Annotated in this window: 20 protein-coding genes; 7 read left to right on the top strand and 13 right to left on the bottom strand. The window is 46.9% G+C overall.

Annotated features, from left to right (window positions below; all coding sequences use genetic code 11):
* Positions 1 to 35: 35 nt before the first annotated feature.
* Positions 36 to 1,121 (top strand): linear amide C-N hydrolase, encoded by a 1,086-nt coding sequence (locus DWZ67_RS03980; RefSeq protein WP_005836659.1) that lies wholly within the window; start codon positions 36 to 38, stop codon positions 1,119 to 1,121.
* Between the two features lie 13 nt (positions 1,122 to 1,134).
* Here DWZ67_RS03980 and DWZ67_RS03975 read toward each other — a convergent pair whose 3' ends face one another.
* The 7 genes from DWZ67_RS03975 to DWZ67_RS03945 form a co-directional block, all read right to left on the bottom strand.
* Positions 1,135 to 2,514, bottom strand: coding sequence for an MATE family efflux transporter (locus DWZ67_RS03975; RefSeq protein ID WP_005829402.1), 1,380 nt, complete (start codon positions 2,512 to 2,514; stop codon positions 1,135 to 1,137).
* A complete protein-coding gene (locus DWZ67_RS03970; protein ID WP_016273630.1) occupies positions 2,511 to 3,530 on the bottom strand; it encodes an ABC transporter ATP-binding protein in 1,020 nt (339 codons plus the stop codon). The genes DWZ67_RS03975 and DWZ67_RS03970 overlap by 4 nt, the downstream gene beginning before the upstream one ends.
* On the bottom strand, positions 3,523 to 4,560 hold the full coding sequence (locus DWZ67_RS03965; protein ID WP_034529853.1) for an iron ABC transporter permease: 1,038 nt from the start codon (positions 4,558 to 4,560) through the stop codon (positions 3,523 to 3,525). The genes DWZ67_RS03970 and DWZ67_RS03965 overlap by 8 nt, the downstream gene beginning before the upstream one ends.
* A complete protein-coding gene (locus DWZ67_RS03960) occupies positions 4,560 to 5,729 on the bottom strand; it encodes an ABC transporter substrate-binding protein (protein WP_120138159.1) in 1,170 nt (389 codons plus the stop codon). Before DWZ67_RS03960 ends, DWZ67_RS03965 begins: the two co-directional genes overlap by 1 nt.
* Positions 5,730 to 5,831: 102 nt before the next feature.
* Entirely contained in the window at positions 5,832 to 7,187 is a 1,356-nt protein-coding gene (locus DWZ67_RS03955; RefSeq protein ID WP_120138157.1) for an FAD-dependent oxidoreductase, read from the bottom strand.
* Positions 7,188 to 7,191: 4 nt separating this feature from the next.
* Complete coding sequence (locus tag DWZ67_RS03950) at positions 7,192 to 7,782, bottom strand: DUF417 family protein (RefSeq protein ID WP_044468336.1); 591 nt, start codon at positions 7,780 to 7,782, stop codon at positions 7,192 to 7,194.
* A 90-nt stretch (positions 7,783 to 7,872) separates the two neighbouring features.
* Complete coding sequence (locus DWZ67_RS03945) at positions 7,873 to 8,730, bottom strand: AraC family transcriptional regulator (protein ID WP_005836651.1); 858 nt, start codon at positions 8,728 to 8,730, stop codon at positions 7,873 to 7,875.
* A 123-nt stretch (positions 8,731 to 8,853) separates the two neighbouring features.
* On the opposite strand from DWZ67_RS03945, the gene DWZ67_RS03940 reads away from it, so the two are divergent.
* The 6 genes from DWZ67_RS03940 to DWZ67_RS03915 all read left to right on the top strand — a co-directional run bounded on the left by DWZ67_RS03940 (position 8,854) and on the right by DWZ67_RS03915 (position 17,244).
* Entirely contained in the window at positions 8,854 to 9,561 is a 708-nt protein-coding gene (locus DWZ67_RS03940) for a precorrin-2 C(20)-methyltransferase (RefSeq protein WP_016273623.1), read from the top strand.
* A gap of 91 nt (positions 9,562 to 9,652) precedes the next feature.
* The gene (locus DWZ67_RS03935) at positions 9,653 to 10,048 is read left to right on the top strand and encodes a DUF1573 domain-containing protein (protein WP_120138370.1); all 396 of its coding nucleotides are present in this window, start codon (positions 9,653 to 9,655) and stop codon (positions 10,046 to 10,048) included.
* A gap of 182 nt (positions 10,049 to 10,230) precedes the next feature.
* Entirely contained in the window at positions 10,231 to 12,222 is a 1,992-nt protein-coding gene (locus tag DWZ67_RS03930) for an OPT family oligopeptide transporter (protein ID WP_005829422.1), read from the top strand.
* An 18-nt stretch (positions 12,223 to 12,240) separates the two neighbouring features.
* Positions 12,241 to 13,128, top strand: a complete 888-nt coding sequence (locus tag DWZ67_RS03925; protein WP_016273621.1) for an alpha/beta hydrolase — start codon at positions 12,241 to 12,243, stop codon at positions 13,126 to 13,128.
* A gap of 8 nt (positions 13,129 to 13,136) precedes the next feature.
* On the top strand, positions 13,137 to 16,358 hold the full coding sequence (locus DWZ67_RS03920) for a glycoside hydrolase family 2 TIM barrel-domain containing protein (RefSeq protein ID WP_057255925.1): 3,222 nt from the start codon (positions 13,137 to 13,139) through the stop codon (positions 16,356 to 16,358).
* A gap of 97 nt (positions 16,359 to 16,455) precedes the next feature.
* Positions 16,456 to 17,244 carry an N-acetylmuramoyl-L-alanine amidase-like domain-containing protein gene (locus DWZ67_RS03915; RefSeq protein WP_005829430.1) on the top strand — a complete coding sequence of 263 codons (789 nt, stop codon included), beginning with the start codon at positions 16,456 to 16,458 and terminating at the stop codon, positions 17,242 to 17,244.
* A gap of 78 nt (positions 17,245 to 17,322) precedes the next feature.
* On the opposite strand, the gene DWZ67_RS03910 is transcribed toward DWZ67_RS03915, so the two are convergent.
* The 6 genes from DWZ67_RS03910 to DWZ67_RS03880 all read right to left on the bottom strand — a co-directional run bounded on the left by DWZ67_RS03910 (position 17,323) and on the right by DWZ67_RS03880 (position 24,744).
* Positions 17,323 to 18,885 carry an ATP-binding protein gene (locus DWZ67_RS03910; RefSeq protein ID WP_057255927.1) on the bottom strand — a complete coding sequence of 521 codons (1,563 nt, stop codon included), beginning with the start codon at positions 18,883 to 18,885 and terminating at the stop codon, positions 17,323 to 17,325.
* Between the two features lie 133 nt (positions 18,886 to 19,018).
* Positions 19,019 to 19,960 carry an MraY family glycosyltransferase gene (locus tag DWZ67_RS03905; protein WP_117713485.1) on the bottom strand — a complete coding sequence of 314 codons (942 nt, stop codon included), beginning with the start codon at positions 19,958 to 19,960 and terminating at the stop codon, positions 19,019 to 19,021.
* A 107-nt stretch (positions 19,961 to 20,067) separates the two neighbouring features.
* Positions 20,068 to 21,045 (bottom strand): NAD-dependent epimerase/dehydratase family protein, encoded by a 978-nt coding sequence (locus DWZ67_RS03900; RefSeq protein WP_117713484.1) that lies wholly within the window; start codon positions 21,043 to 21,045, stop codon positions 20,068 to 20,070.
* A gap of 312 nt (positions 21,046 to 21,357) precedes the next feature.
* Positions 21,358 to 22,104: a glycosyltransferase gene (locus DWZ67_RS03890; protein WP_117713517.1), complete on the bottom strand. Its 747-nt coding sequence runs from the start codon at positions 22,102 to 22,104 to the stop codon at positions 21,358 to 21,360.
* Between the two features lie 310 nt (positions 22,105 to 22,414).
* Entirely contained in the window at positions 22,415 to 23,539 is a 1,125-nt protein-coding gene (locus DWZ67_RS03885; protein WP_117713483.1) for a glycosyltransferase family 4 protein, read from the bottom strand.
* A 134-nt stretch (positions 23,540 to 23,673) separates the two neighbouring features.
* Complete coding sequence (locus DWZ67_RS03880; protein WP_117713482.1) at positions 23,674 to 24,744, bottom strand: glycosyltransferase; 1,071 nt, start codon at positions 24,742 to 24,744, stop codon at positions 23,674 to 23,676.
* Between the last annotated feature and the right edge of the window lie 10 nt (positions 24,745 to 24,754).

The following is a 24,754-nucleotide window of genomic DNA, read 5'->3' as shown; positions in this document are numbered from 1 at the left end:
TACAAACAGATACTCAACAATATAAACTGAATAATATGGCAAAAAGAATTCCTATCCTGCTGGCTGCAATGACAGCCCTCACCTTCGCCCCTCAAACAGCAGAGGCATGTACCGGTATCACCCTGACGGCCAAAGACAATGCGCACGTCGTAGCCCGCACCATCGAATGGGGAGGCAGTGAGCTGAACAGCCAGTACGTCATCGTACCGCGCGGTTATTCGCAACAATCACTGACACCCGGAGGCAGTCTGTCCGGCATGGAGTTCACCTCACGCTATGGCTACGTAGGCCTGGCAGTGGAGCAAAAGGAGTTCGTGGCCGAAGGTCTGAATGAAGCCGGGCTCTCCGCCGGGCTGTTCTACTTTCCCGGATATGGCAAATATGAGGAGTACGCCCCCACACGAAAAGCGTCGAGCATAGCCGATTTACAATTGGTATCATGGCTGTTGGGAAGCTTTTCTACTGTGGACGAGGTAAAGGAGGCTATTGAAAATGTGACGGTCATAGCCATTGACCCGCGCGCCTCCACCGTACATTGGCGGATTGCAGACAAGACCGGCCGCCAACTGGTATTGGAGTTCATCGACGGACAGCCCCGTTTCTATGAAAACAAACTGGGAGTATTGACAAACTCCCCCGGCTTTGACTGGCAGATGACCAACTTAAACAATTATGTGAACCTCTACCCGGGCAGTGCCGAAAGCAAATCGCTGGGCAATGTAACTATAGCCCCTTTCGGTTCGGGAAGCGGCTTTTTGGGAATTCCGGGAGATGTGACTCCCCCTTCCCGCTTTATCCGTGCCGCTTTCTACCAGACTTCTACACCACCACAGAATACCGCACAGGAAACCGTTCTCCAATGTTTTCAGATACTGAATAACTTTGATATACCCGTAGGCATCGAGTTTCCCCTCGGCCAGGTTCCTGCCAATATTCCAAGTGCCACCCAATGGACATCGGCCACAGATATGACAAACGGTATCATCTACTATCGCACCATGTACAACAGTACAATCAGAAGCATTGATTTGAGACAGATAGACTTCGGGCGCATCGAGTACCATGCAGCTCCCCTCGATAAAGTGAAGCGGCAACCGATAGTTCCCGTGAAAATTGAATAGGGACGCAGAAACTTCAAGATTGCCGCTGTTGCAGTTGTTCCGCCTCCTTCCTCTTCATCTCCGCCAGCACCCCGCAGGTCAATGGAATGGCGAGGAAGAAGGTCAGCATGTCCGACGCCGCCTGGCACATCTCCACCCCTTTCAGTCCTAAGAAATAAGGAAGAATGAAGATGAGGGGGATGAAGAACAGCCCTTGACGGGCAGAGGAAAGTATCGTAGCGCGTACGGGCTTGCGGATAGTCTGCAACATCATGTTGCTGACCACAATCCATGCACCCAACGGATAGGTGATGAACTGCCAGCGCAATGCTGCCGCACCGGTAGCTACAACAGCAGGGTCTCCCTTGCGGAAGATGGAGACAATCTCCTCGGCATATCCCATACCTGCCACCGCACAAACCAGCAAAAAGAAAAAGCCTACCTTCACACAGAACCAGAATCCTTGGCGCACTCTGGCATACAGCCCGGCACCATAATTGAATCCGCATACCGGTTGGAAGCCTTGCCCGAAGCCAATCAGGAAAGCATTGATAAACATAGAGATACGCGTCACAATGGACATCCCTGCAATAGCTGCGTCACCATATGCACCGGCCGCCACGTTCAGCAAAATGGTTGCCACGCTTGCCAGTCCCTGCCGGGTGAGTGACGGAGTTCCACCTCCAATAATTTCCTTGATGAAAGCCAGTGTAGGCGTAAAGTTTCTGTAACGTATACGTATATTTCCTCCTCTGCGCCCCATATATAGCAAAAGGATGAAACTACATATCTGGCTGACTACTGTGGCCAGTGCGGCACCGGATATGCCCATATCGCATACAAAAATCAGGATAGGGTCGAGCACCACGTTGATGACCGCCCCGCTCACAATCCCCACCATGGCATACGCCGCATTACCTTGAAAACGTATTTGGTTATTCAGCACCAATGAGGCGGTCATAAAAGGAGTACCCAGCAGAATGATTCCCAAATAGCGCTCCGTATACGGAAGAATGGTAGGCGTCGACCCCAAAGCAAGGGAAAGCGGTGTAAGGAACAACAATCCCAACACAGCCAGAGCCGCTCCGATAAACAAGGCAAAAAAGAAGCCGGTGGATGCCATCTTCTCGGCACTCTCCGTTTCCTGCGCCCCCAACTTACGGGAGATGTAGTTCCCCGAACCATGACCGAAGAAGAATCCCACAGCCTGGATAATGGACATCACAGAAAACACGATACCTACGGCAGCCGTAGACTGGGTATTTATTTTACCCACAAAATAGGTATCTGCCATGTTGTAGAAGGACGTCACCAGCATGCTGATGATGGTCGGCACAGCCAATGACGTAATCAGCCGGGGGACCGGAGTCGTCGTTAAGTGGACATAATTATCCTTTGCAGAATGGTGCATCATAGGGAATGGAATGACAAGACTATTTGCAGCAATTCCTCAATGGAGTACACCGTTACCGGCTCCTTGCCCGGTCGATGGAATACGAAGCTGCCGTCTCCCTTCAAATCTCCGGTTTCGATATAGATCTCCGATTCAACATTCCGGTTTGCCAGAATCCCGTTTCTCTGGAGTGCCTTGCGCACCATGGCATACTTCTGCCCGTGGCCCGCCAAGCGTATCTGGGAGGTATATTCATTGGCTACCCTGAACAGTCCCGTTTCCAAATCAAAGGCAATACCCTTACGGGCAAAGAAGTTGCTCAGGCTGCCGTTCAACGAAAGGTCCTCGGGAGTACCGATAGTTACGCCGTTCACCTTGTCCATCAGCCATATTTTGTCCGCTATCTGCAGGGCCAGTTCCAGGTCGTGAGTAGAAAGGAAAATCGTCTTGTCCGTTTGCCGGCTGAGCTGGTGAAGCAGTTGCATCATCTCTACTTTACTGGGAAAATCAAGGAAAGCTGTCGGTTCATCCAGATAGATGACGGGAGTTTCCTGGGCGAGCGCCTTGGCTATCATCACCTTCTGCCGTTCACCGTCACTCAGCGTATGCACCATGCGGTGTGCCAGATGTGGAATGCCTACCAGGGCGATAGATTTGTCCACCACAGTCTTGTCCTCTTTCGAAAGGGTTCCCCAGAAACCGGTGTAGGGGCTGCGCCCCAGACCTATCAGTTCTACGACGGACATATTGCGTATATCGCACTTCTCTGTCAGCACCACACTAATGACGCGCGAAAGCTGCTTGTCGGTATAGTCCCCAATCTCTTTTCCTTCAATAAATATGTTTCCTCCAAGTTTTGGCTGGAAGGCAGACAACGTACGGAGCAGCGTGGACTTCCCCACTCCATTAGCTCCCAACAAGCAAGTCAGCTCACCACTGTTGATTCCGGCGCAAATGCCGTCTGCCACCACTTTCACATCCCCCTTACCGGGGTAACCGATGGAAAGATTCTCTATATGTATGGTTTCCTTATTCATTCAATTCTCCTTTCCGTTTTCTAAAAAGTACAGAAGCCACTACCGGCGCACCTACCAGTGCCGTCACCGAGTTGACCGGCAAAGCTCCCTCGAAGCCGGGCATACGGGCTATCAGATTGCAGACCAATGCCAGGGAAGCGCCTACCAGCAATGTGGCAGGCATCAGCACCCGATGGTCCGAAGAGTGGAAGATGGCACGGCACAGATGGGGAACCGCCAACCCGATAAACATAATCGGACCGCAATAGGCCGTTACAATAGCCACCAGCACACCGGAGCATGAGATAACCAGCAGGCGTGCCCGCTTGATGTTCAGTCCCAGATTGCGTGCATAGCCATCGCCCAGCAGCAACAGATTCATCGTCTTTATCAGCAGGAAGGACAACGGAAGCAGCACAGCCATGATGCAGACAAACAGCACCATCTGGTCGCCCGAAACACGGGCAAAGCTACCCAATCCCCAAATGACATATGCACGTATATCTTCCTCCACACTGAAATATTTCAATACGCCGATGACGGCACTTGCCACATAGCCTATCATCACACCGATTATCAGCAGCGTCACGTTGCCCTTCACCTTCTGGGAGACATAGACAATGAGCGCCATCACAGCCAGCGCACCGATAATGGCGGCAACCGACAAGGCAACCTCGCCCATATACCCCAAACGGCTCAATGCCACACCGCCCATCGCCCCGGACAGCAATACCACACAAGCCACACCCAGGCTGGCACCTGAACTGATGCCCAATACCGAAGGCCCTGCCAGCGGATTGCGGAACACCGTCTGCATCTGCAGACCGCTGACTGACAGCCCTGCTCCCGCCACCAATGCCGTCAACGCTTGGGGCACGCGGGACTTCCAGATAATATTCTGCCAAATAACGGATTCATCCGTATTTCCCCACAATATGTTCCACACGGAGCGCAGAGGAATGTGAACCGACCCCAAAAGCAGGTTCAGCAGGAAAAAAAGAAAGATAGATGCCAGTGTCAGCAACATCAACGGAAGTACGGGTCTTTTTATCATTTCAGCAGTTCGTAGTAAGTCGGTTTATAGTCAGGCAACAAATCGGGATGGAAAGCATGTATCAAGTCTTCCAATACAATTTCGGGCTGCATGGGCATACTTTCGTAGAAGGGTTTCTCACGCATGTTGCAGTATACCACTCCCTTCTCACGGAACGCACGGAAGTCGGCATAACGCGGGTCAAGGGACTTCAAGGCATCATACGTGAATGTCCCGTCATAGCTGTTGACAATGCGCCAGTAGTCGGCACTCTCCGCCTGGCTGTATACGGTTTCAAAGTCCAGCGTGACACCTCCCGAACGGGGGTCGTCTTTCAAGAAATAATCCGCACCGGCATCACGGAACAGTTCGGCAAGAAAGCTCTTTCCTCCCACTGCATACCAGTTGCCACCCCGTATCTCGCCGCTGAATACCACCGGACGCTTCTTCACGTTGGCAGCCAGTTCCTTCAATTCGTTATAGCGCTTCTCTATCGCAGCAAACTTTTCATTCGCCTCCACTTCCCGGCCAATGAACATGCCGATGAATTTTATCCATTCAGCCTGCCCCAACGGAGTCATCTCCTTATATCCCAAATGGGGAACCAGTGGAATACCGATTTCCCGCATGGCATCATATCCACCCCGCTTGAAAGGAGAGATAAAGATAACATCCGGATTCATGCTCATTATCACTTCATTATCAAAGTTCCCTTCGATACCAATCTTCACGGTCTCGCCGGACTTCAAACGGTCGTTCATCTCCTTGTTGAAGAGATGGCGCGTACTGGTGATGCCCACCACATAATCGCAGGCATCCAGACGGATGAAGTTGGAAAGTTGCAGGGATGTCATACACATGACGTGCTCTACCGGCGTTTCAATCACCGTATAGTCGCTCGGTATGCCGACAGGCTTTATGCCTTTCGGTACCAGCGCATAGTGGAAAGTGCTGCTGCTTTCTTTTTGAGGGTCGTGTATATCCACCAGACGGACATGGTGCGGAAGATATTTCACCGTATAGCCTTTGGCATAGCACGGTACAATGGTAGCTGCCGTGTCTGTCGTAACCGGAGAATAGCCCGTTTCGGAAGAAGATTCGGTAGTAGTCTGTCTTGATTTTAAGCCGCAAGAGGTTACGCATAAAATGCACAGCAGTGCAATGCCTATGGCAGATATCCGGGTCATGACTATTGGGGTTTATAGAATTCGGGCACAATATTCGTCATTTTTGGGGAGATACGCAAATGCTCTTCCTGCAAATTGACGGATATTGTGCCTAAATAATCTTTAAAAGCCCATCAAGTCATTCAGTGCTTCACTCATGCTGGGATGTGTAAAGACAAAATCACGGAGGAAGGTATATTCCTGCCCGGTCTTCATAGCCATTGCCACCAGGTTGATGACTTCACTCGATTCCGGCCCAAACAACGTGCAGCCCAAAATCTTGTCCGTATCGGCATCTACCACTACCTTGAAGAGTCCGTTCGTATCGCCCAAAGTCCTGGCACGCGGAATGGCGGCTACCGGCAGCTTGTTGACCTTTATATTCAATCCCTTCTTGCGTGCTTCCGCTTCGCTCAGCCCGATGCGTGAAAGCGGCGGGTCGATGAATACCGAATAGCTCACCGGGTCACGGTCGGATACCTTGCGTTCTCCCGCCCCGAAAAGGTCTTCGCGCAGAATGCGGTAATCATCCAAAGAAATGTAGGTAAACTGCAAACCGCCCTTTACATCACCGATAGCATGTATCTTGGGGTTGGTAGTCTGCAAATAGTCGTCCACCACAATGGCACCGCGCTCATTCACCTCTACACCTGCCGCCGCCAGATTCAAGCCAGCCGTATTCGGACGCCGGCCGGTAGCCAGCAGGATGGCATCTGCGTGTAACTGATGTTCCTCTCCCGTGACCGCATCCCGGTAAATGACGTCAGAGTCTTTCACGGACTGCACGCGTGCATTCAGCCTGAAAACGATTCCTTTCTGTTCCAATACCTCCCGGACACTGTCCGCAATGTCCCGGTCCTCCCGGGATATCAGTTCGGAAGAGCCCTCGAGCACCGTGACTTGCGAACCGAATGAAACATACATGGAAGCAAATTCTAGTCCGATGTATCCCCCACCTACAATGACGAGCTGTGCCGGCAACTCAGTCAGTTCCATAATGGAGGTGCTGGTATATACCCGTGGGTTACCTTGTATCCCCTCTATCGGTGGAATGACGGTTTCGGCACCCGTATTGATGAATATCCGGGGAGCTTGCAATTGTAATGTCCCTTCCACCATCCCAACTTCCACCACATCCGGACCTGCAAAGGAGCCGATACCCGTATAGACCGTTATATGAGGATTGTCGGCCAGATTGTGATAGTTCTTCTGACGCAGGAAAGAGACGACCTCTTCCTTCCTTGCAATGGACTGACGATAGTATGCCTTCTTGACCTCCCAAGAAGCGTCTTTGTCCGCATGCTTTGCCGCATGCACCAATGTTTTTGTGGGAATGCAACCGATATTGATACATGTCCCTCCGTACATCTTTTCCGAACGCTCCACTACGGCAACGTCCAGCTTCCGTTTTGCCAACTCGGCAGCCAGCGTCTTTCCGCCTTTGCCGAATCCGATGATAATGGCATCATACTGTTTCATACGTCTATTTCCTTAATTGGTTCAATACTCTTTTTGCACTGTCAGACAGTACGACAATGGCACCGGCAAGAATGGCCGTATCCTTGATGACCAAGCGCCCTGCCCCCGTCAGCAACGGAAAGCCGTGCTCCCCGCTTCCCAAGTCGGGCACCCACACCTCAGGGGTTGTCACCAGGAAAGAGAGGGTACCCATCGTCATGACAATGGCAAGTGCGGCTCCCGCCAGTCCGATTTTCGGAGAGAATATCCCCAGAAATGTCAGGATGCCGATGGCCATAATCAGAATGCCCAGACCGTGGGAGAAACCATACGTATTGTTCTCCACGTGCCACTGATGTTTCGCCTCATTGAACTCGCCCTCTTTCAGCTTATACTCCTTGTACTCCGGGGCACTCTTTGTATAAAAGAAGCTCATGAACGGGCTGTTCGCCACAAAAGGGACAATCCCTTCAGCCTCATAATTCCAGAATTTCAACCCACCAATCCATACGAAAATAACCAGGATGGCTACACGAATCAAATTAACACCCAACTTTTGAGTGGAAGCGGCCAGCGTCAACGCAGCCATAAACAAGTTTTGCAATTTCGTTTTCATCTTTGTTCTACTTTTTAAATGGTTTCAGTAATATGACTTGATTTTTGTTTTTGCAAAGTTCCTTGTTTTCCACCACGTACGAAATGGCAATTATTCCGCAACAGTTGGCAATTCTTCCCGTTTCACTCTTTTCCGGTAGTCCGAGACACTCTCGCCGGTCATTTTCTTGAAAAAACGGCTGAACGCGGACAAGTCTTCGAAGCCCAGAATGGAGCTGATTTCCTTAGCGCTTTTGTGGGTATACAGCAGCAATCTCATGGCTTCTGCCTCAATGCGGTCATGAATCACCCGTAAAGGGGAAGGCAACCCGCAGGTCGAGAACAGATTGGAAAGTGTCTTGGGAGAACGGCAAAGAATATCGGCATAATCCTGCACTTGCTTCTTCTCCTTGAAATGCCGGTCCACTAATACGTAATACTGCCGGATGATGTCAAACGTCTTTTCCTTCTCCTGCCCCACCCCAAAACGCTGGCGCGCAATGCGTGTGCAGGTAATGATGAAACGTTTCAAGACAATCCGCAGCATCTCCTCCTGCAAGTTGTCATGGATGACCGATTCCTGCCGGAAAATGCGGACTATGTCATGCAAGTTGGAAGACTGCCCGGCAGAAAGTGCCAGTTTCATCACCTTGGAAGAGCCATAAAAAAGGAATCCATTGCAAGAGACCTCGTTGTCATGTCCATAGATGCAATAAAAATTGCTGTTGAATACAAACGTCAGGTATTCACCGTCCACCTCTTTTACCTCCAGGTGATGCAACGGGGTCAAGGTCACGATTTCATCCTTTTCCAGGCGCATGGGGATATGGTCTATTTCCAGAGTCAGCGTACCGCTCTGTACCCAAATGAATTTATACAGAGTCTTGTCACGTTGCAGCGACGCACGCTCATGGTAGCTGGAAGTCATGGCTATGTTGCCATTCAAGCGGGTGTTCAGTTGATAATCCATAAAAAACAGATTGTTTTAGTAAATAACAAAGATAGCGAATATCTTGTTTGCTACTGATTATTTCCCCACTTTTGTAGCCGTTTTGCTGTTCTTTAATTTTTAACCTTTAATGTCTTCATGCAAATGTTCCCCGTCATATTTGTATCTCTCGGTCCCGGCGAACCGGAACTGATTACCGTAAAAGGCTTGAAAGCCCTGCAGACAGCCGACTGTATATTCTGTCCCGAGACACTGGCCAAAGATGGAAACAGAGTTTCACGCGCAGCCGACATCCTATTGCAACTCGACATTCCGGAAAACACGGTGCACCGCTTTCCACTCCCCATGAGCAAACAGCGCGAAAAAGCCCTGAGCGCCTACGACGAGGTCTATATGGAGAGCTCCACCCTCCGGCAACAAGGAAAGAAGGTCTGTATCGTTGCCGAAGGAGATGCCGGATTCTACTCTTCCATACATTATGTATATGACAAACTGCAGGCAGACGGCATCCCCGTGAAGCACATCCCCGGTATCCCCGCCTTCATTGCCGCCGGCGCACTGGGCGGGCTCCATGTGGCCAGCCAGGAAGAGCGGCTGACGGTGATACCCGGCATTACTACGACAGAAGAGATAGAGAAACTGACAAGCGAAAACAGTGCGGTTGTCATCATGAAGCTGTCCAGATGCACCGATGAGATTCACCGCTGCATCCGCCTGCATCCCGAATACCGGTATCACTATTTTGAGAATGTAGGCACTCCGGAAGAGAAGTATATCAATGACAGCAAGCGGATAGCGACCATCCGCTTCCCCTATTTTTCCCTGCTTATCATTCGTACAGAGACCTTTTGAGCCCGATTTAATACAATTTCGCACGCCATAGGCATTATTTTAATGAAAATGGGTTACCTTTGCGCCGTTGAAATATAAAAAAGATAAGAACATGAAGAAAGTCGTTTTTTATATGATGCTGCTGGTTATGAGCATCGGTTATGCCTATGCACAAGGAAAGGCAGACATCAAATTCGAACAGACCACCCACAACTTCGGCACATTCTCCGAAAACAGTCCTGTGGTCAGCTACACCTTTAAGTTTACGAACGTAGGCGATGCTCCGCTTGTCATCCATCAGGCTGTAGCTTCCTGCGGATGTACCGTTCCCGAATATTCACAAGAACCGATAGCACCGGGAAAGACTGGAACAGTGAAAGTAACTTATAATGGAACCGGAAGATACCCCGGACACTTCAAGAAATCCATTACCCTGCGCACCAATGCCAAAACGGAAATCATGCGATTATTTATCGAAGGGGACATGACCGTTAAAGATGCCAAATAAGCATTTTACCATACAGAATTAAGGAGATTTTTTTAAATCTCCTTTTTTTTTGCTTTCTTTGCCTAAAATGCGAAGATAGGCTGCACCTCAGCAGAATAATAATGAGCTTGCTCATTTTATCCTGCATTCGGTTTGCACTATCTTTGAAGTCTATTAAAGAAAAACATAAAACTACAAAACCTATGAAACAAGAAGAAGAACCTATTACCGGACTACCGGAAAATGCGTTCCGTGAATTGAAACCGGGAGAAGTGTACAACCCTCTGATGAGCCCGGATAAGAAGTATTCAGAAGTAAATGCCTGGTCGGTGACATGGGGTATTCTGATGGCCATCCTCTTTTCGGCCGCAGCCGCCTATCTGGGGCTGAAGGTGGGACAAGTATTCGAAGCCGCCATCCCCATCGCCATCATTGCCGTCGGCGTATCGGGTGCCGCCAAACGCAAAAACGCATTGGGCGAAAACGTCATTATCCAGTCTATCGGTGCCAGCTCGGGCGTCATCGTGGCAGGTGCCATCTTCACCCTTCCGGCACTCTATATTCTCCAAGAGACCTATCCGAAAGAAATCACCGTCACCTTTGCACAAGTCTTTATCAGTTCCCTGCTGGGAGGTGTGCTGGGTATTCTTTTCCTTATCCCCTTCCGCAAATATTTCGTGAGCGACATGCACGGCAAGTATCCCTTCCCCGAGGCGACAGCCACCACACAAGTGCTCGTCTCCGGTGAAAAGGGCGGCAGCCAGGCAAAACCATTACTCATGGCTGGTATTATCGGAGGTCTATACGACTTCATCGTGGCAACCTTCGGCTGGTGGAACGAGAATTTCACTACCCGCGTATGCGGCTTCGGCGAAATGCTGGCCGAGAAAGCCAAGCTGGTATTCAAGGTTAATACGGGTGCTGCCGTGCTCGGTCTGGGTTATATTGTGGGACTGAAATACGCGTCCATCATCTGTGCCGGCTCACTGGCCGTATGGTGGATTATCATCCCCGGTATGTCCATGATTTGGGGAGATTCCGTACTGAACCAATGGAACCCCGAAATCACGGCAACCATAGGCGCTATGGCTCCGGAAGAAATCTTCAAATACTATGCCAAGAGCATCGGTATCGGTGGCATTGCCATGGCAGGTATCATCGGCATTATCAAGTCTTGGGGCATCATCAAGAGTGCCGTAGGACTGGCTGCCAAGGAAATGGGAGGTAAGTCCAACGTGGAAGCCAGTGTGAAACGCACACAGCGGGACATCTCCATGAAGATTATCGCCATCGGTTCCATCATCACGCTGCTGCTGGTTGTTCTCTTCTTCTACTTCGATGTGATGCAGGGCAACTTGACACATACCATTGTAGCTATCCTGCTTGTTGCAGGTATCGCTTTCCTGTTCACCACCGTGGCAGCCAATGCCATTGCGATTGTGGGCACAAACCCCGTATCCGGAATGACGCTGATGACATTAATCCTGGCATCCGTAGTCATGGTAGCCGTAGGGCTGAAAGGTCCCGAAGGGATGGTTGCGGCACTGGTGATGGGCGGTGTTGTATGTACGGCACTGTCCATGGCGGGAGGCTTCATCACAGACTTGAAAATCGGTTACTGGCTGGGTAGCACGCCTGCCAAGCAGGAGACCTGGAAGTTCCTCGGAACCATCGTTTCTGCCGCTACCGTAGGTGGTGTAATGATTATCCTGAACAAGACATACGGTTTCACCAGCGGACAGCTGGCCGCTCCGCAAGCCAATGCCATGGCGGCCGTTATCGAACCTCTGATGAACGGTGTGGGTGCTCCTTGGCTGCTCTACGGCATCGGTGCAGTGCTGGCCGTCATCCTCAATTTCTGCAAGATTCCCGCACTGGCATTTGCATTGGGTATGTTCATCCCATTGGAACTGAATGTTCCGTTGGTAGTGGGCGGTGCCATCAACTGGTACGTGACCAGCCGCAGCAAGGATGCCGCTCTCAATGCCGAACGCGGGGAGAAAGGTACCCTGCTTGCCTCCGGTTTCATTGCCGGCGGTGCATTGATGGGTGTGGCAAGTGCTGCCATGCGTTTCGGAGGAATCAACCTCGTAAACGATGCATGGTTGCAGAACACCTGGTCCGAAGTGCTGGCGCTGGGTGCTTATGCCATTCTGATATTCTACCTCATCAAAGCTTCCATGAAAACCAAATAACTTTTAAATACCAAGAACATGAAAAAGATTCTACTTTTATCTTTTCTATTTGCAGCGACCATGTTATCTGCACAAAAGCCCGTTGAGCTGCCCCTATGGCCCAACGGTGCCCCCAATAACAACGAACTGACCAATTCCGGACAGAACCATAACAACGAATGGGTGTCCGATGTCACCACCCCTACCCTTACGGTGTATCCTGCCTCCCACCCCAACGGCATGGCCATCATCATGTGTCCGGGAGGTGGCTACGGAGGGCTGGCCATGAAGCACGAGGGACACGACATGGCTCCCTGGTTCAACACACAAGGCATCACCTATGCAGTACTGAAATACCGTATGCCCAACGGGCACCATGAAGTGCCCCTTTCCGATGCCGAACAAGCCATCCGCATGGTACGCGAACATGCCGCCGAATGGGGTGTCAATCCTCAGCGTGTAGGCATCATGGGCGCTTCTGCCGGCGGCCATCTGGCAGCTTCGCTTGCCACACTATACAGCGGTGACAAGACCCGTCCCGACTTCCAGATCTTGTTCTATCCGGTGATTTCCATGCAGAAAGGCGTTACCCATGGAGGTTCCCGTAAGAACCTTATCGGAGAAAATCCATCTCAGGAGCTGGAACAAAAATACTCCCTCGAAAGACAAGTGTCCCCACGCACTCCGCAGGCTTTTATCATGCTTTCTTCGGACGACGACGCAGTGCCACCCATCAACGGCATTGGCTATTTCCTCGCCTTGCGCGACCACAAAGTGCCTGCCAGCCTGCATGCCTACCCTACCGGCGGACATGGCTGGGGATTCCGGGACAACTTCACCTACAAGCGTCAATGGACGGAAGAACTGGAGAAGTGGTTGCGTGAAGGGCTCGTATTCCCGGTCTCTGAACCTACCACAAAGAAATAAAAGCAATTATGAATAAAAAGTATTTTTTACTCACTTGCCTCGCAGCGTTTCCCTTTGCCCTGACTGCTCAGGAGAACAATCGCTACGAAGAGATTACCAACCCCAAGCTGACAAGCATCAACCGGGAGCCTGCCCGCAGCACGTTCACCTCCTACGTCACGGAGGCTGATGCCGTCATCAATGACCGCAAGAACGGAACCTTCCGCTTGTCCCTTAACGGGAAATGGAAATTCCATTATGTGGAAACCTTCGCCGACCGCCCCACGGACTTCATGATGGACCGTGTGGACGCCAGCCGCTGGCCGGACATCAATGTACCCGGAAACTGGGAGTTGCAGGGATTCGGTACGCCCATCTATGTGAACCAGCCTTATGAATTCTGTTCTTCGGGCTATCCTCCTTATTGGGACAAGCCCAATCCTCCATACGTTCCCCAAGAATGGAATCCCACCGGCACCTACCGCCGCGAGTTCACTCTTCCGGGAGACTGGGACGATAAGGAAATTTTCCTGAGTGCCGACGGCGTACGCGGGGCAGCCTTCTACTACCTCAACGGCAAGTTTGTAGGCATGAGTAAAGATGCAAAGACTCCGGCGCGTTTCAACGTCAGCGCCATTGCCAAGAAAGGGAAGAATGTCATTGCCATTCAGATACACCGCTTTTCCGATGCCAACTATCTGGAATGCCAGGACTTCTGGCGCATCAGTGGTATCGAACGGGACATTTACTTATATGCCCAGCCTCAAATCCATCTCACGGACTTCAAGGTGGAGTCTCCTTTGGATGAGAACTACCGGAACGGTATCCTCAAGGTAAAGGTGCAGTTTACCAATGAAAGCGGACAAAATTCCCCATTTCTCGTTGGCTACCGCCTGCTGGACAAGAACGACCAGCAGATAGCCCAGTCCTCTACCCAGGTCAGCGGTGACCAGACAGAAGTGGAGTTCACTAAGAAAACCATCCAGGAACCTTTGCAATGGACAGCCGAAACGCCCAACCTCTATACCCTCGTCATCAGCCTAAAGCGACCTAACGGGGATGTGATTGAAGCGACAAGCTGCAAAGTAGGATTCCGCACAGTGGAAATCAAGGACAAGCAATTGCTGGTGAACGGGCAACCCATCCTCGTGAAAGGCGTGAACTATCACGAACACAACGAGAACACCGGTCACTATGTCTCCGAAGAACTGATGAAGAAAGACTTCGAGCTTTGGAAGAGATACAATGTCAATACCGTACGCACTTGCCACTATCCCCAGCAGGAACGTTTCTACGAACTCTGCGATGAATATGGTATCTACGTCATCGACGAAGCCAATATCGAAAGTCACGGCATGGGTTACGACTTGCGGGTAGGCGGTACGCTGGGAAACAATCCGCTCTTCATGAATGCCCATCTCGACCGTACCATGAATATGTACGAACGGGACAAGAACCATCCGTCAGTCATCATCTGGTCGCTGGGCAACGAAGCCGGAAACGGATTGAATTTCTACGTCACCTACAACACCTTGAAGACGCTCGACAGCCGTCCCATCCAGTATGAACGCGCACTGTTGGAATGGAATACGGACATCTACTGCCCGATGTACGCTTCCCCTTCCTATCTGGAGAAGTATGCCCGGAACAAGGAGATGACGCGTCCCCTCATTCTTTGCGAGTATGCCCATGCCATGGGCAACAGCCTCGGCAACTTCCAGGAGTATTGGGACATCATCGAAAAATATCCCATCCTCCAGGGTGGCTGTGTCTGGGATTGGGTAGACCAGGGCTTTGCCGCCAAGACTGACGATGGCCGTAAATACTGGACTTATGGCGGCGACTATGGCGAGAACGGCACTCCCTCTGACGGTAATTTCTGCATCAACGGCGTGGTATATCCCGACCGCAGTGTCAAACCGCAGACGGAAGAGATGGGGAAGGTCTACCAGAACATCAAGTTCCTCGACTTCGACAAGCAGACTTCCACCGTGAAAATCCGCAATGATTTCTCTTTCACCAATCTCGACAAGTACGACTTCTACTACATCATCCGCGACCATGGAAAGGAAGTCTACCGTGGCAAGATTGAAAATATCCATGCTGCACCGGGCAAGACGGTAACCACCGGCTTCCTGAACGGCATACCCAAAGAGAAACAGACAACGGGAGATGTGCGTATCGAGTTCTATGCAGCCATCAAGACGGCAGAGCCTTTCCTCCCGGCCGGCACGGTCATCGCACGCGAACAGACCTACGTCCATACTTTCTACAAGAAAGAGGCTACGGCACAGCAGCCCGCCACTTCTAAGGAAGAGGGAAATTTGGTGGCGTTCTCCGGTCCCGACTTCAAAGCCACCTTCGACAAGCAAAGCGGTCTGCTCACCTCCTATTTATACAAGAAGCACGAGTACATACTGAACGGTCAAGGTCCCCGTCCCTTCTTCTGGCGTGCACCGACGGACAACGACTATGGAGCCAACCTCCCCGTCCGCCTCAAAGCCTGGAAAGAGGCAAGCTATCAGGAACCGAAAGCCGAAAGCTTCCAAGTGACTCCGGGCAGCAATGCCACGACAGTAAAGGTGACCTACCGTTTTCCGCAGACAGAGGCCCGTTGGAACATCACCTATAAGATATATGCCAGCGGAGTCATCAAGGTAGACAACCGCTTCATGGCCGAAGGAGACCAAGCTCCGATGATACCGCGTGTGGGCCTGCGGATGCAGTTGCCGGAAAGCTTTACAGACTTGACCTACTACGGTCGCGGTCCGAAAGAGAATTACCGAGACCGCCGTACCTCCCAGTTCATCGGAGAGTACGCCATCCCGGTCAAGGATATGTACGAGCCGTATGTCCGCCCACAGGAGAACAACCATCGCACGGACATCTATTGGTGCGCCCTTACCGATAAGACGCAACGTGGTTTGCTGCTCATCGCCGACCGCACCTTTGAGCTGAACGCCTCCAACTATCCCCTGGAAAGTATGGACAGCGGCGATACGATTGACAACGGCGCTCCGCGTACCGAAAAGACCCATCACCGCCACCTCACCGACCCTCTGCCGGAAAAGATGGTCGATTTGTTCATTGATTACCGCATGATGGGTGTCGGTGGAGACGACAGTTGGGGCGCAACCGCCCATGAGCCCTATCTGATTCGTCCGGGCAAAGAGAACGCCATTGAATACGGTTTCTCCCTTGTTCCGTTCGATAAAAAGGAGGATTATAAATATTTAATCCAGCAATATTGAATTTAATCCCTCCGGATTAAGCTTTTATAAAAAGGATGTAGTAAATTTGCTGCATCCTTTTTACGTTTAAGAACAATAATAATCAAAAGAGAGAAAAATGAAAACAATGACTAAATTTATGTTCAGCGCCCTCTGCGCCGCAGCCATGGTAACTTCCGTTTCTGCCCAGGGAGGGAAAGATATGTTGAGCAATGGAATAAAGTATCTGGATGTGCCATACGTAGCCCATACACTGGAGGCAGATGGTCCCGAGGAACTCGTCATCAACTGCGATGAGGTAGACTGCACCACGCTGGTGGAATATGTGCTGGCAGAGACACTCACTCCCAAATTAGCCGACGGGGACATCTCGGAAAGCGCTTTCGCCGATAACCTGCAAAAAATCCGTTACCGTGACGGTAAAATCGACGGGTACACTTCCCGCCTGCATTATATTGCCGACTGGATAAACAATGGCGTACGCAACGGCTTCCTTCAAGATGTAACGGGCGCCATGAGTCCCGACACCGAACGGTTGTCTATCTCCTACATGTCTTCCCATCCCCAACTTTACAAGCAGCTGGCCAATTCGCCGGAGAACGTAGCCAAAATGAAGAAGATTGAGCAATCCTTGTCCGGCAAGGAAGTTCACTATCTTCCCAAAGCCAAACTTCCCGCCGATGGTCTCCCGTGGATTAAAGACGGCGATATCATAGCCATCACCACCAACACTCCGGGGCTGGACGTAGCCCACATGGGAATCGCTTTCTATGCGGATAACAAACTCCTGCTGGTACACGCTTCCTCTACCGACAAGAAAGTGGTCGTCTCCAAAGTCCCCTTGTCCCAAATGCTGAAAGACAATAATAAGTGGACGGGAATACGGGTGCTGAGGATGAAGAAATAAAATGAAATACTATAATATGGAAAAGGCGATGAAGAATCAAATCTTCATCGCCTTTTCCGTATATAGGATTGTTCGTTCCTATTCCTCCACGACAATATATTCATCAATATTCCGTGTTTCTTTACTGAAGTTCACACCTACTTTCACTAATTTCCTGCCATCCAAGGTATAAGGAATCAGATACCCCTTCTCATCTATTTGCTTCAGAGCTGCGTCGGCTGTACCGTCCAGTTTGAACTCAAAAACATAAATAGCGGTAGGAGTATGAACTACTGCGTCCGCACGACCACGGCTGCTGCGAACCTCGGACCGGATAAACTGTCCCAGCAAAGTAAACACTACATGAAAAATAACCTGATAATGACGTTCCGTATCATCACTCAACTCGTACGGAATACCGGAGAAGAATATCTTAAGACGCTCCATAAACGCCTCCACATCTCCACTCTTCAATTCACGCATGAATTTAGCGATGTGGAAACCAGTCTCATCATTGGATACATTGGTATAATAGGGTACCAAAAAATTCAGAAAGCCGTAACGAACCTCATCATTTGGAAAGCCTAAAGTGTATAGCTTCACATCATCATCATACCCTTTTATGGTCAAATAACCACTTTGATAAATCATCGGAAGAGGATTATTTGTTTCCGCACGATATTCAGAGAAAGCGGAAGCCAGCACTTCCACTCCATCTATCAATAGACGTATATCGTAATCACTCTGCTTCAGCAAGTCAACCAAGTAAGTAGGTGTGCCGGTCTGAAACCAATAGTACCCCATCTCTTCTGCATCAAAAGCATTCAATACACTGAACGGATTGAACATTCCTACACCTTCCGGATGAAAATGGTAACCATCATATTGACGTTCCATCAAATCAATCACTTCTTGTAAAGATATCCCTCTTCGTTTAGCCAGTCTCTCAAGTTCCGGCAGAAAGGTTTTCACCAACTCCTCTTTGGTAATACCACACAAAGCAGCGTAAGGAGACTTCATGCTGATATCATTCAGCTGGTTCAAGTCACTGAACACACTTACTTGCGCAAACTTGGTCACTCCGGTCAGGAAAACAAAACGAAGATAACGGTCAGCGCTCTTCAAGACACCGTAGAACGCTTTCAATATTTTCCGATACTCATCCAGCAAGTTCTCATCCAAGACCGCTTGAAGCAATGGCTTGTCATACTCATCAATCAGCACAACAACCTGCTTTCCTGTCTGAGTGCATGCCCGCTCTATCACGTAAGCAAAACGCTCTTCCGGACTACGGTCTTTCTTCTCCTGACCATAGAGCAGCTCCCATTTCTCCAGATACTGATTAAGCATAGCCGTCAGGTCAGCAGCAGCTTCATATTTCCGGGCATTCAAGTCAAGATGTAGAACAGGATACTGTTCCCACTTCGTTTCCAACTGTTCGATGGCCAAGCCCTGAAACAAGTCTTTACGCCCTTGAAAGTAGGCTTCAAAGGTAGAAAGAAGCAGGCTCTTGCCAAAACGACGGGGACGGCTCAAGAAATAAGGAGTAGAAGTAGATGCTATTTGATAAATCATAGCCGTCTTATCTACATAAAGAAAATTCCCTTCACGTAGTTTATCAAAAGTCTGTATGCCTATCGGCAGTTTACGCATCTGTTCCATGTTATTATAACCTGATTGGTGTATCACAAAGGTACGATTTATATTTCAAAAAAAGACGAAAGGCGATGGAGATTTTAGTCTCCATCGCCTTTCATTATTCTACTAATCATCATTTCAGTATTACTCACGTCGACTAGTGCAATCCGAAATACTTCTTCATAAAGCAGATATAAAGAAAACAAAGCAAAAGAATTATACCTGCCAAATACCAATAACCGTAACCTAAACACATTATATATCCTACGATTATGATTGCCTGCACTGCCATGTAAATAGAAGAAACCATTACATGAGGAACTTTCAGTTCATTCGCCATTATCTGATACAGATGTTTGCGATGCGGCAAGCCGATATTCTCATGAAGCATCAGACGGTGGATGATAGTCAGAACACTGTCTACACCGTAAACGGATAAAAGGGCTATCCAACTGAAATCTTCCGTTTCAATGATGAGCCTGCCTATCAGGAAAAGAAGGATAAAAGCAATACTCACGGAACCCACATCACCGGCAAAGCACTTGGCTTTCTTACGAAAATTAAAGAAGCAGAAGACAAGAACAGAACAGATAACGGTATAGATAAAATCCGCTTCCACAAAAGTCACTACCTCTTTATTGATATAGGCCAACGCAGCAAGAATAACCAGAGAATAACCACCGGTTATACCGTTAATGCCATCCATAAAGTTGTAGGCATTGATGATGCCCGTACAGACTATCAAGGCAATGACTATCCACCACCAAGACAAGGAAAACAGCCCCCACTGATAAAACATCAAGGTCATGGCAGAGAAATGGAAAAGCAGTCTTGTCATTTGTCCGGTGGATTTTATATCATCCACAAAACTGATGAACGTCACCAAAGTCAATGCCAGCATAAACCAAAAGTAGTCAAAACCACTCGCCAGAAAATAAGCCAATGCACCGAAGTAGAAGATAATTCCCCCACCGCGTAAAGTCACTTTAGTATGAGAACTCCGCTCATTAGGTTTGTCGATGATATTGCACTTATCTGCTATCTTAAAATAAAAAAGTTCTGCCAGAAATAGCAGAACCAAGACTGTCAAATAATACATCTTAAGTAAGAAATTAGGACCTATTCATATTATTAGCATCCGTCATGCAGAGCATAGCGAAGCATCTACTCTCTTTATGGACATACAACAAACACAGTATATAATAGTTAAACATGAGTAACAAACGACTTTATCGTTTTCACGATTCCCTCTTCCGCCTTCACCGGCATTTTGTCAATGCCAAGGGCAGCCTTTATCTTCGCATTACTCACCACATAATTCTCCGTCAACTTCTGCAAGCGTTCCGTATTCAAAGGCAGATGAAGCAAAGTTCCAAGGCGGGCACAAAACTCCATCATCCGCTTATTCATCCTCCAGATATGCGGCTTGCGCCCCAAAGCTACACACATCAAAGATATCAGCTCATTTGTGGACAAGGCTTCATCATCCCCCATATGATAAATACCACTCGCCGCGTTTTTCACCAACAATCCTTCCACCACATAGCAAAGATTGTCAATCGAAGTAAATGAGCGTCTGTTCTCAAAACTTCCCAACGGCCAGGGAATACCTTTCTTCACTACATTGTAAAGCAGATTCAAGTTTCCCTTATTGCCGGGACCATGAATCATGCAGGGACGCAAGATATACACCTGCTTACCATCAGCCACCTTCAATTCTTCCCTTCTTTTTAGTTCCAAGAAAATGTATTCTTCTGCCCTTATCTTACTTTCTCCATAAGGCCCTACCGGAGCCGGTATTACGTCCTCCGTCAGTATGTCTCCAGATACACTATCAGCAGCAGCTTTCACCGAACTGAAGAATACAAACTTCTTTGCAGACGATTCCAGAAAGAAATCAAATATCTTCTGAGTCAATCCAGTATTGATATCAAAATATACCTGAGCGGCAGACTGATTCTTCGTATCATGCGCCTTGCCTGCCAGATGAATAATGGCATCAAATTTAGGAAGATTCTGCATTGGGAAAGAAATAGTTTCAATATCCTTCCAAGAAAAAGTCTTTGTCACACCCTCCTTTTCGGGAGTAATGATATCCAACCCATAAAGGGTATGGCTTTCCTTCAAAGCCACAACAAGATTGGAACCCACAAAACCGTGGATTCCGGTAATAAGTATATTCATGAAAATATTCTATAAAAGATATTAACCGAGAACATGGCTGTTAGTGATACACTTGAAAAAGTAAACCTTTTCAATATTTTTTTCAAAAGAAATGCCACATGCATTAGGATTGAGTTGAATATAGTACATATCCTCACCATATCGCTCAAAAAAGCAGGAGCTATCTTTCTCAATTTAGAATGAATATCTTGTTGTATATCAGCTATAGATATAGCCAAATGATAAATCCCTAACTACCCTTTTCTACAAGCACCTTAATCAGCCCATATAAATCGTCTCAACTTCAGATGCAAAATTAAGAACTCTTAATCTTTAACCAATACAGCCAAACTTCCTCCAATATCTTAATAAAGATTTGAGAAATACAAGAGCATACTTCAGTGAGTATCTTGCAGAACGTGTTCCTTCGTACTCTATTTCAGCCATCGGATAATAAATTACCTTATAACCTCCCAACCACATTCTCTTGCATAAGTCCATATCTTCACAGTAAAGGAAATAACCATCATCCAGACCTTTTGCAAAGGTATACGATGCACGAGACATCATCATAAATGCTCCACAGACCCAATCCATATTCACCGGATTATCATACTTCTTTAATTTTTTTTGCCCAATAACTCTAACCAAATGTCTAACCAAGAAACGCCATGGTGTAATAAAATGACGATAGCTATCTTGTATGTCACCCAATGTATTTCTAATCATAGGAGCTATCAGTCCAATTTTTTCATGGGCTGCGAAATATTCAACCATCTCTCCAATCCCTGACTTCAATCTTACATCAGGATTCATAATCACCAAAATATCTCCGGTAGCCACTTTTAATCCTTGGTTCATTGCATAAGCAAAGCCACCATTTTCAGCATTAAAAATCCATTTACATAGAGAATGTACAGCAAGTAATTGTTTCCGCTTTTCGGAATTATACAATGAATTAGAGGATACTATTATCTCAAATTGATAAGATGTCTTTTCCATATTCTCTTGTATGGATGAAGAACAAGCCAAAATATCCTCCACTGAATGGTATTCAACAATGACAAAAGAAAGTTTCATAACATTTATTTTCTTCAAAAAGGGGAAAACTTCATTATACAAAAAAACTACAGTATCTTTCGTTTGAGTGAAAAAATCAAACGATTAAATAAAAAAGATAGCTGGATAGAAAAAGGGGGGGAATCATTCTAAAGTACACACACTAAGCCCCAATTATCAACTGTAATAGGATAGTAAAACTCTCTATGATAAAGCACTACTAAAAAACATCGAGATACTCTTTTCGAAATCTACCTACTGCTTTCTTTTATTTCTCCCAGATATGTAAATGCTTTTAATATGCATTGATAATATAAAGCTTTCACAGTTCTCATTTAACAACTTGATATTTATCATACACATTTTCTGTCATTTTAGCAGTGATTTCCCATGAGAATTTTTTTGCTTGCTTAGAGCATCTTTCAGCTAATACCAATCTTGTATCTTCATTATATAACACTTCTTTAAGAGCATTGTATATACTATCAATATTATTGGGGTTTATCAATATTGCTGCTTGTCCAACCACTTCTGGTAATGAAGAGATATTACTTGTTACTGTAGGGATGTTGTACGTAATAGACTCCAAAACAGGAAGACCAAATCCCTCATAAATAGAAGGATAAATGAAAGCATACGCACCTGACAATATAATAAACTTTTCTTCAGTAGTAACAAAGCCTGTAAAAATCACACGATTGGCTATGTTAAGCTCTTGAACCTTAGTCAAAGTATCGTTATAAAACCAGCCTTTTTTGCCAACAATTACCAAGTCAATAGAACTGTCATTTTTTACTATTTTTTCAAAAGCAATCAATAAGTTGACTATATTTTTTCGTGGCTCCAGTGTTCCGATAAATAATAAATATTTTCTATGCAAGCCAAACTTCGCCTTTGTATTATTTATCGATTCAAGATCAAAAACTTTTGGTTGCTCACAAGCTAAGGGAATAACTTGAGTTTCAGATTTAATTGGCTTTATGTGTAGATTTAAATCATTTAATGTTGAGTTAGACACACATATAATTTCGTCTGCAAATCGACATGCAAACCGAATAAAAAATCTGAAATAATACCTCTTAAAGATTGTATGCGCTTTTGGATATATAAAGAAGGTTAAATCATGAATGGTAACAACTTTCTTAGCCCTCAATGGAATTAAAGGAAAACTGTAATGCAAACTATGGACAATATTAATTTTATATTTATAACAAATCCATGGTATATAGAACTGCTCTAAGAAGAATCTAAAGAAAAAAAATCTAAACCACTTAGATTTGACGAAGATTATTTTGCTTGACTTTAAGGTATTCAACATATCTTTGTCATCATCTTGAACTAAACAGTAATACTTATTATTTGTGCCACGTAATAATTCAAGGAACGTTTCTCTTGCATAAACTCCAACCCCAACTTTTTGTATGGGAATTTGTGTAAAGTCTATTAATATATTCATAATTTTTTCACAATTCTCTATTGAATTTCGCTCAAAAAAGCAACATCTTTGTACTCCAACTCACTTACAATGTCCTGCTTTCATAAAAATGTAATAGTAGGAATCTAACCAATGTTTATACAAATAAATATAAATCATGACTGTAATATGCGTTCCAGTTGTGGTAGGATGTTCAACGTGTAGTATTTACTCAATAATGACCTATCATCTTCAGCGCAATGCACTATGGCACTATCCAACAAACTAGCAAATTCCTCTACATTATCAAATGATTCTGAGATAAACGCATTTTTAGCATCTTGCAATATCTCCACAGCTCCCGCATTAGGCGTTGTAACAATAGGAATACTGAAAGCTAAAGCTTCAAGTAGTACTGTTGGCAGTGCTTCGGAAAAAGAAGGTAAAGCCAACACTTTAGCACGCTTTAAATAAGGCATTGAATTTGGAACAGCTCCAATAAAATGAATTTTAGAACTTCGCTCTAAATTATTTGCGCAATCTTCAAGTTCACTTCGTTCTTGTCCATCTCCTACAATAAGCAGCTCGTAACCTTGATGCTTTATATGTTGAAAAGCGTTCAACAGTAATTTGAGGTTTTTCACCTTGCTAAGCCGTCCAATAAAAACGATAAAATTATTCGGTAATGATGGTACCGGTAAGTTACCTAATTGCATAGTTTTATCAATATCAATAGGATTAGGCAAATAAAGTAACTGCTTGGGATTTAACTTGATTTTGTTTGATAGGTCAGTCATGATTCCTTTTGAAACAGCAATAACCACATCAGACCACGGATATATTTGTTTCATTAAGAAGGTTGTACATCGAGCCCACAATCCTAGATTTTTCACCTCAATGTTATAATAGTTATGCTGTGAGATTATTATTTGAGGACGTTTTGATAGAAAAGAAGCTGCCAATATCAACATTATATTCGGAAAGTCTCCACCTGAAATAACTGAATCCGGCTGACGCTTCTTGATATACTTCCTAAGCTTAAAAAAGGAATAGCGAAGCTGAATATTACCTAACGACACAACTTTCACAGAAGAAGAAACCAAATCTAAAAGCACACCTTCAGCTTTGCAAACCACAAAATCAACATTATATCCCTTGTCAGAAAGTGCATTAGCATAATTAATAAATACACGTTCTACTCCCCCTATATTAAATGAGGGAAGAAAAAATGATATTTTACTCTTCATAAATTAAAGG

The sequence above is a fragment of the Bacteroides sp. AF34-31BH genome (assembly GCF_003602795.1).
Taxonomy (GTDB): Bacteria; Bacteroidota; Bacteroidia; order Bacteroidales; family Bacteroidaceae; genus Bacteroides; species Bacteroides uniformis.
The sequence above is the reverse complement of the archived record's forward strand: the minus strand, read 5'-3'. Positions and strand labels throughout refer to the sequence as shown.